The organism is Acinetobacter sp. UBA6571, from assembly GCF_002434085.1.
In the GTDB taxonomy this organism is placed as follows: domain Bacteria; phylum Pseudomonadota; class Gammaproteobacteria; order Pseudomonadales; family Moraxellaceae; genus Acinetobacter; species Acinetobacter radioresistens.
In genome coordinates this window covers 1-8,814 of sequence record NZ_DJJJ01000048.1, presented here as the reverse complement: position 1 = coordinate 8,814, position 8,814 = coordinate 1, and the positions used below count along the sequence as shown (strand labels likewise).

The window sequence follows — 8,814 nt, the reverse complement described above, 5'->3', positions numbered from 1 at the left end:
TACAGGCGGAATATATGAAGAATATTGTATGCATCCTTATAGATATAATATTTTTGGTTCAGGAGGAAGAGCTGCTTCTGCAATTGCAGCAATGAAGGGAGAAGTTAAGTTAACCACGTATTGCTCTAAAAACATACAAGAAGTTATTCAGGCCCGTGCTGAACTGGAGGGCTTCGAATTAAGTATTATTAATATTCCAGTAAATACTAAATTTCATTATACTCATGCTCTTGCTAAGCCCTTAATTTACAATAGAACCACTAATAATCCGCCACTGGAAATTAAAGAAAAAAACGTTATTAGATTTGGATTCTTGGAAGGTACGGCTATCATAGACAGTGAATATGCTGTTTACGATCCTCAAAATGTAGCCTCAGTAGAACTTTTCCATGCAAATGGATCTAAAGCTAAACACCTAGCGATTTTACTTAATCAGTATGAAGCAAAATCATTATTACAGATTGATGATACTAATGAGTTACTTAGGAAAATTGCTGTATCTCAACAAGCTGAGGTAGTTATATTAAAAAAAGGACCTGATGGATGTCTGGTTTACGACCATAAACTTGATGAGATTAAGCATGTGCCAGCCTTTAGTACGAACAAGGTATCAAAAATAGGTTCTGGAGATAATTTTGTTGCCCATTTTGGATATGCTTGGATGGAACAAAAAAAGAGTGCTTATGAAGCAGCTCTACAAGCTTCTAAAGCAACTGCATATTATTGTGAAACGGAAGGATTTATTACACCAGAACGTTTAAAAAAATATTCACCCTCTCCTATCATTCTTTCTGAACAATTTAAAAAAGGTTGTAAACCCAAGGTTTATCTTGCTGGCCCCTTTTTTACTCTTGCACAACTATGGTTAATTGAGGAAGCGAGAAAAAACTTACAAGATCTTGGATTAGAGGTTTTTTCTCCCTATCATGATGTAGGTAAAGGTAATGCTGAAGATGTGGTAGATAAAGATCTTGAAGGCATACATAATTGTGATCTTTTATTCGCCATAGCTGACGGTATGGACTCAGGCACAATTTATGAGATTGGATACGCTAGAGCAATTAACAAACCAGTTGTAGTCTATGCAGAAAATGAAAGTGAAGAAAACCTTAAAATGATGGAAGGATCAGATTGCAAAATTCTTAAAGATTACGTTACCGCTATTTATCATACTCTTTGGACGGCAATCACTTAATGAAATCTGTATTATTACTCTCTGGTGGCATGGATTCTACAGCAATAGCATGGTGGAAAAGACCAGATTATGCATTAACAATAGACTACGGGCAGCTTGCAGCAAAAGCTGAGATAGCTGCTTCACAATCCATATGTAGATATTTGAATATTCCGCACGAGATATTGACTGTTGATTGTAGAAATATTGGTTCAGGAGATATGGCTGGTACTATTGAGAGTAAACATGCACCCGCTTCCGATTGGTGGCCTTATAGAAATCAACTCTTAATTACTCTAGCTGGCATGAAGATGCTCCCTTTTAATATCTCTAAGATTTTAATCGGAACAGTTAAAACTGATAACGGCCATACAGATGGCTCTCATGAATTTATTGATGCAATGAATCAGCTAATGTTCCTGCAAGAGGGCCATATAACTGTAGAAGCTCCTGCTATCAACCTATCGACTAAAGAACTGATTCAATTATCTAATATTCCTGCTGAATTGTTAGCATGGTCTCATAGTTGTCATAAATCTGAGGTGACCTGTGGTAATTGCCGTGGCTGTAATAAATATTTTGAGATATTCGAGCAAGTAGGCTATGACTTGGGTAAACTTGGGTAATCCTGTTCCTAAACAGAAAGTTGATAAGTATATTCCTTATAAGTGGGATCTTAGTAATAAATCCATCAGGTTAGATGAGCCTGAGATTTTTACGCCAATTCCATTTACACAAGTTATGTTTGAAAGGAAGTCACAAAGATCTTTTAAACTCGTTTCAATTGATCATTTATCACATCTTCTATGGCTTACTAATCGAGTTAAAGATTGTATTGATTCAACTATGGGCTTTCCTATAACTTTAAGGCCAGTTCCTTCGGCTGGTGCAATACACCCTATTCATATTCTTATAAACTCACCATATACTGATATTTGGTGGAGATATGACCCTTTTTGTCATAGCCTTTGGCCCATTAATAAGGAAAATAAATATTTTATAAACGTTAGAAGAGACTGTGAAAAAATATTAAATTGTAATTCAGCCAGTTTAATACTCTTGATTGCGGAACCACAAAAAACTTCATCAAAATATACCGATGGAGCCAGTTTAGTTTGGCGTGATGCTGGAGTTCTATTAGGAAATTTAGCATTAGTAGCTAGTTATTTAAATATCAATTTTTGCCCAATTGGAGCTCTCTTACCAACAGAAATTGATGAAAAAAAACAATTAGTTACTGTAGGAATGGCAGTCTTAGATGCAATTAAAATTGACTGAAATTAGATTCTCATCTCTAGTTGAGTAATAGGTTACTTTCGAATATTGATGATTTTTCAATAAATTAGAAAATATTTAGTCTTGTAACTGTTGAGGATATATTGCGTGCCACGTCTGTTTTCATGCAGAATCTCCTGCTTGTATCCTAAGAAAAAATTCTACTTTTAGATCCTTTTATTTTTAGGGGGATTACCATGGCGACACTTGCTACCTAGATTCGGAAAATAAAATACTGTCTTTAAATAAGACGTATCAAGCTGTTTTAAAAGTTTGTCTTTTAAAAAACCAATCATCACAATCAATTTGTGTTTAATTGAAATCTACTTTTTACCTATATTAATAGCTTGCTTTTTTAAACGGTAGTCTAAAGCAGGTCGGCTGATCCCCAATACACGGGCTGCTTCAGAAATATTATTATTTGTTTTTTGCATCGCGATAAAAATTAGTTTTTTCTCATGATCTTCCAAACAAAAGCCCTCTTGTATGACTGCTTCCAAATCCACTTTTTCAGACCTGGGTTCAATATCTTGCTTAATTTGCGGAAACAAATGATGGAGTTTAATTTCCTCCTGATGATCCGTCAGTAAGGTCGCCCGTTCTAATAAGTTTTCAAGTTCCCTAATATTACCGGGCCATTCATAGGTCATGACAAAATTTTTAGCTTTGTCACTTAAACCTTTTAACGTCTTTCCATACATATTCTCAAAACGCGACAAGAAGTGTGTAATCAATAAAGGGATATCATCACGGCGCTCACGTAGTGGCGGAATAATGACAGGGAAAATATTCAGGCGATAATATAAATCAGCACGAAATCTTCCCTCTTTCACAGCTTGTTCCAGATCCTCATTGGTAGCTGCAACCAAACGTACATCCGCTTTTCTAGTTTGATGATCTCCAACTCTTTCATATTCTCCTTCTTGTAACATTCGCAGCAAGGCAGCTTGCGCACGTGAAGAAAGCTCAATCACTTCATCTAAGAAAATAGTTCCTTGATCGGCACGTTCAAACTTTCCACTTCGAGTTTGTGTTGCCCCTGTAAATGCCCCTTTTTCAACACCAAAAAGTTCAGCTTCAATTAGGTCTGGTGGAATACAGGCACAGTTTACAGCAATAAAGGGTTGCCCTTTACGAGAACTACCTTCATGAATCCCTCTAGCAAAAGCTTCCTTGCCCACTCCTGTTTCACCTTGCAGTAATACAGCAACCTTACTGCCAGCCGCCTTTTTCAACAGATCACAGACTTTACGATAAGCCACCGATTCACCAATAGAATTAAACATGGTGTAATCGGCTTCTACATCTGTATATATATTTTTCTTTAACTCATTCAGCTCTGCTTGCAAGGCAATTAATTCATCTGAAACAGGATCAGGTGACATAAATTGAATAAGTTCATCGGCATTTTCCCATTCTTTTAAAGGCTTGCCGATAATACGACAGCAATCATCACCTTTTGCTACACAATGGGTTTCCTGATAAATAATGGTTTGTCCCATAACAAAACTGGTATAACCGCAAGCATAGCCCAATAGCATCCAACAAACTGATTCTTCCGAAGCCCCGAATTCACTTAAATGAACTTCCGCTTCAAAAGAATTGCGCCAATTAAAATCTGCATAAAATTGATGCTCATCATGACTTAATTGAAGTTCATTGACTTCAACTTGAACCATGCCACGAATACCATGCATTTGCGGTCCAGCCATAAAGGCTTCAGCTTCATTTAAATTCGGACGCAATTTAGAAGTGACTTCTGCATCCCTCACACCGGCTTGATAACCTAAACGAATAAAAAAACGCTTAGTCCGTTCCCAACCCAACATGTTATACAAATCTTTTCTTAGAAAGCCCATGATGCTGGTATGCATGAGCAGCATACGGTTTTCTTCGAACCAAATTTTTCCATGCTGGCTATCAAACTGAATTTTATCTAGTAAATCCTGAATATCTTTGTTTTTCTCCAAAATCTGAGTATAAAAATTCGCATCTTTGGCTTGAGGCATGACTGAATATCCATCCTTGGCTATAGGTCTTCCCCCTTATCTTACTCAATTCCAACTAAAAACCTTTACTATCTTATTATCATAAATTTATACCTCTAAGGTATTTTTTAATTAAATTCATAAAATCATATAGATACGAATAATTTTAATTTATAGAACCGGCTTATCTGGATCAATCTATTTTCAAGTTTATCTCCAGTTTTCATGATTTGATGAAATCAGAAATTTTCATATTCATTATTCGATGAATATTTATCATTCAAATGATATAAACAAAGGAGATAAAAACAATAAACAATTGATTAATAAAAATTAATTAAAGTTGGCACGCATTTTGATATAAGTCTAACAAGGAACAACATATTGTGTCACAGCTGAAATGATTTCAGCGTAGAGATAAAGGATTTTCCAAATGACTCAAACACTACAACATGATCAGCTCACCAAATACATTCGTGTAACAGGCGACCGTCATGCCAAGTTTGTTGAATTTGACTTCGCAATCCACGATCCAACACTTTTTGTCGAACTCATTCTCCCTCAGCAAGCCTTTCAACATTTTTGCGAAATTAATCATGTTGTAGAAATGACCGGAGCCCAGCAAGCTTGGAATGACGCACAAGAAGATAAATGGCGTTATGGCGTTGAACCCACCATTTTAAGCCAAGCCCACGAATATTTAGATCAAGAAGATCAATCTTAAGCCCATAAGGAAATCGTGATGACTTTAGAAATTAAAACATCCAACCTCGAACCTATTCGTCAAACCTATGCCTATATCGAACGTCGCTTTGGTAAAAAGCCAGCGACGCGTTATCAAGAAGTCAGTTTTGACGTACAAGGTGCAACCAATTTTCATTATCGCCCATTGTGGAAACCAGACAAAACGTTAAATGATCACACCCATACAGCGTTACAAATGCAAGATTGGTATGTATTTAAAGATCCGCGCCAATTTTATTATGGTGCTTATGTACAGCATCGTGCACGTTTACAAGAGACCGCTGAAAGCAATTACTCATTCTTTGAAAAACGCCATTTAATTGAAAATCTCAGTGATGAAGTGAAACAGAAAATCATCACTTGCTTATTACCGTTTCGTTATATCGAACAAACCGCCAATCTACACATGATGTCAGGCAGTGCCTATGGCTATGGCACTGTCATTACTCAAGCTTGTATTTTTGCGGCAATGGATCGTTTGGGCATGGCGCAATATCTCTCTCGTATTGGCTTACTCATTGATGGCAATACCGGTGAATCATTACAACAAGCCAAAGATAGCTGGATGAATGATGCCTCTTGGCAACCACTGCGCAAACTATGTGAACAAAGCTTAACGGAACAAGATTGGTTCAAGCTATATATCCTGCAAAACCTAATCATCGACAGCTTAATGCAAGCTCTGGTTTACGGTGAACTGGATCAATGGTTAGTTGAGCACGGCGCACGTGATGTGGCGATGCTGACTGAATTTATGAAGGACTGTTTAACCGATTTAGGCAAATGGTCAGACCCTGTTTTAAAAACAGCTATTGCTGAATCTGAAGAAAATAAAGCCTTAATTCAAGGTTGGATAGACACACTTTTACCTCAAGTGACTGAAGCCTTTAGTGCATGGTCAAATACTGCTCTTGGACATCCATCTATAGCCAATGGCTTAGCGGTCATTGCAGAACGCAGTAAAAAAGCAAGTTTAACCCTTGAATTAGAATCGGTTGCATAAGGATACGCAGACATGAGCTCAAAAGTTTATTTGGCATTACAAGATAACGACACCTCACGCTATATCATTGAAGCGATTGAGCAAGATAACCCAGAAGCTACCATTCAATACCTTCCTGCCATGATTCGTGTGGAAAACCTCGGAAAATTAGTGGTTCGCGCTGAAACTGTCTCTGAAAAACTAGGACAAGATTGGGATATTCAAGAACTGCAACTCAACATGATCACCTTAGGTGGCAATGTGGATGAAGATGATGACATCTTCACGTTGCAATGGAATTAAGCCTACACGGAAAACATAAGAAGCCGATCGCTTTAACAGATTGAAAAGGATGATCAAGATGAATAGCCAAGCACAAAATGCGACAAAAACAGCAACTAAAAAACTCAATGCGAAAGACCGTTACCGTATGCTGACCCGTGATCTGGATTGGGATTTTTCCTATGCAGATCGTAAAGAGGCTTTTCCTTACGAAGAGTTTGAAGGAATTAAAATTACCGATTGGTCAAAATGGGAAGACCCATTCCGCTTAACCATGGATTCATACTGGAAATATCAGTCAGAAAAAGAGAAAAAACTGTATGCCATTTTTGATGCATTTTCTCAAAACAATGGTCAGATGAATGTCAGTAATGAACGCTACCTCAATGCCATTAAACTGTTTTTAACCGCCGTTACACCACTGGAATATCAGGCGTATCAAGGTTATGCACATGTGGGTCGCCAATTTGGCGGGATCGGTGCACGTATCGCATCGCAAATGCAATCGATTGATGAACTGCGTCATGTCCAAACGCAAATTCATGCCATGAGCCATTACAACAAGTTCTTTGATGGCTTCCAGGACTGGGCGCACATGCATGACCGTGTTTGGTATCTCTCCGTACCAAAATCATTCTTTGAAGATGCGCGTTCAGCAGGCCCATTCGAATTCTTATTGGCGATTAGCTTCTCTTTTGAATATGTTCTGACCAATTTATTGTTTGTGCCATTCATGTCAGGTGCAGCATATAACGGCGATATGGCGACCGTGACCTTCGGTTTTAGTGCGCAGTCGGATGAAGCACGTCACATGACCTTAGGTTTGGAAATTGTCAAATTCCTATTGGAACAACATGAAGATAACGTGCCGATTGTTCAGGAATGGATTGATAAATGGTTCTGGCGTGGTACTCGTCTGCTGTCTATTGTCGGCATGATGATGGATTACATGCTGCCAAACAAAGTGATGTCTTGGAAAGAAGCATGGGAAACCTATTTCGAAGAAGCGGGCGGCGCATTGTTTAAAGACCTCAGCCGTTACGGTATTCGTATGCCGAAATATTCCGACGTGATTGTGAAAGAAAAAGAGCATATTTCACATCAAGCATGGTGGATTTTCTATAACTTCGGTCATGCTGCTGGTTTCCATACATGGATTCCAACCGATGAAGAAATGGATTGGTTATCTGAGAAATATCCTGACACCTTCGATAAATATTACCGTCCGAAATGGGAATTGGCGCGTAAGTTAGAAGCTGAAGGTAAACGCTTCTATAGCAATGGCTTACCGCAACTGTGCCAAATCTGTCAAATTCCAATGACCTTTACTGAAATGGATGGCGACGCAACCATGTTCAGTTACCGTGACAGTATTTATAAAGGCGAGCGTTACCATACCTGCTCAGACGGCTGTCATGACATTTTTGAACGTGAACCTGAAAAATATATTCAAGCGTGGTTGCCAGTGAACCAAATTTTACAAGGCAACTGTGGTGGTCCTGATTTAGAAAGCATTTTACGTGACTATTACAACTTCAATGTCGGCGCAGACAATATGGATATTGAAGGCTCTCCAGACCAAGAACGCTGGAGAAAATGGAAAGGTCACGTTGCATAAGTAAAAAGGATTAGAAGTCATCTCATGGATCAAAATTTCAAGATGGCTTCACACAAGGAATTTAGGAGTTTTCTCATGCCAGTACAAGCGATTCAAAAAAACTATGAATTTGATGCACGTGATGCACAAAAAAATTATGGCGACAACATGTTGCTTTATGTGGGATGGGATCATCACACGCTGTTTTGTGCCGCACATGCTTTTGTCGTTTCACCACAGCAAAGTTTACAAGACCTGATTGATCAGCAAATTCAAGCAGGTTTCAATCAACACCCAGACTTTGAACATATCGATTGGTCAAAAGTACAGTTCACCCTGAATCGTGAATGCTTAACAGATATCGATTTTTCTAAAAGTTTGGCTGATTTAAACTTTGATCATAAATCGCTACTGCGTTTTGTGACACCCAGTTTAGATGGCTACAATGGCACACATGTCTAAGGGAGAACGATCATGAGTTATCAAGTCACGATTGAACCTGTCGGCATGACCATTGAGGTGGAAGAAGATCAAACCATTTTAGATGCCGCTTTACGTCAAGGGGTTTGGCTACCCTTTGCCTGTGGTCATGGTACCTGTGGCACCTGTAAAGTTCAGGTCACTGACGGTTTTTATGATGTCGGTGAAGCGTCTCCTTTTGCGTTGATGGATATAGAACGTGAAGAAAATAAAGTCCTTGCTTGCTGCTGTAAGCCAGAATCTGACATGGTGATTGAAGCCGATGTTGATGAAGACGAGGATTTCTTAGGTT

At 38.4% G+C, this 8,814-nt stretch carries 10 protein-coding genes; 9 read left to right on the top strand and 1 reads right to left on the bottom strand.

Annotated features, from left to right (window positions below):
* The 3 genes from B3X18_RS08830 to B3X18_RS08820 all read left to right on the top strand — a co-directional run.
* Positions 1-1,195 (top strand): PfkB family carbohydrate kinase (locus tag B3X18_RS08830; protein WP_286935415.1); only part of this gene is annotated, 1,195 nt, incomplete at its 5' end.
* Positions 1,195-1,800, top strand: a complete 606-nt coding sequence (locus B3X18_RS08825; protein WP_005015330.1) for a 7-cyano-7-deazaguanine synthase — start codon at positions 1,195-1,197, stop codon at positions 1,798-1,800. The genes B3X18_RS08830 and B3X18_RS08825, both read left to right, overlap by 1 nt.
* Positions 1,778-2,452 (top strand): nitroreductase family protein, encoded by a 675-nt coding sequence (locus B3X18_RS08820; RefSeq protein ID WP_005015336.1) that lies wholly within the window; start codon positions 1,778-1,780, stop codon positions 2,450-2,452. The genes B3X18_RS08825 and B3X18_RS08820 overlap by 23 nt, the downstream gene beginning before the upstream one ends.
* A 320-nt stretch (positions 2,453-2,772) precedes the next feature.
* Here B3X18_RS08820 and mobR read toward each other — a convergent pair whose 3' ends face one another.
* Positions 2,773-4,458 (bottom strand): phenol degradation transcriptional regulator MobR, encoded by a 1,686-nt coding sequence (mobR, locus tag B3X18_RS08815; RefSeq protein WP_005015337.1) that lies wholly within the window; start codon positions 4,456-4,458, stop codon positions 2,773-2,775.
* Positions 4,459-4,870: 412 nt separating this feature from the next.
* Between mobR and B3X18_RS08810 the strand changes: the two genes are divergently transcribed.
* The 6 genes from B3X18_RS08810 to B3X18_RS08785 all read left to right on the top strand — a co-directional run.
* Positions 4,871-5,161, top strand: coding sequence for a phenol hydroxylase subunit (locus B3X18_RS08810; RefSeq protein ID WP_005015339.1), 291 nt, complete (start codon positions 4,871-4,873; stop codon positions 5,159-5,161).
* Between the two features lie 18 nt (positions 5,162-5,179).
* Positions 5,180-6,184 carry an aromatic/alkene monooxygenase hydroxylase subunit beta gene (locus B3X18_RS08805; RefSeq protein WP_005015341.1) on the top strand — a complete coding sequence of 335 codons (1,005 nt, stop codon included), beginning with the start codon at positions 5,180-5,182 and terminating at the stop codon, positions 6,182-6,184.
* Positions 6,185-6,196: 12 nt separating this feature from the next.
* On the top strand, positions 6,197-6,466 hold the full coding sequence (locus B3X18_RS08800; protein WP_005015343.1) for an MmoB/DmpM family protein: 270 nt from the start codon (positions 6,197-6,199) through the stop codon (positions 6,464-6,466).
* A gap of 58 nt (positions 6,467-6,524) precedes the next feature.
* Positions 6,525-8,063, top strand: coding sequence for an aromatic/alkene/methane monooxygenase hydroxylase/oxygenase subunit alpha (locus B3X18_RS08795; RefSeq protein WP_005015344.1), 1,539 nt, complete (start codon positions 6,525-6,527; stop codon positions 8,061-8,063).
* A 75-nt stretch (positions 8,064-8,138) separates the two neighbouring features.
* The gene (locus B3X18_RS08790; protein ID WP_005015346.1) at positions 8,139-8,504 is read left to right on the top strand and encodes a phenol hydroxylase subunit P4; all 366 of its coding nucleotides are present in this window, start codon (positions 8,139-8,141) and stop codon (positions 8,502-8,504) included.
* Between the two features lie 12 nt (positions 8,505-8,516).
* On the top strand, positions 8,517-8,814 hold a 298-nt coding region (locus tag B3X18_RS08785; RefSeq protein ID WP_286935411.1), incomplete at its 3' end, for a 2Fe-2S iron-sulfur cluster-binding protein.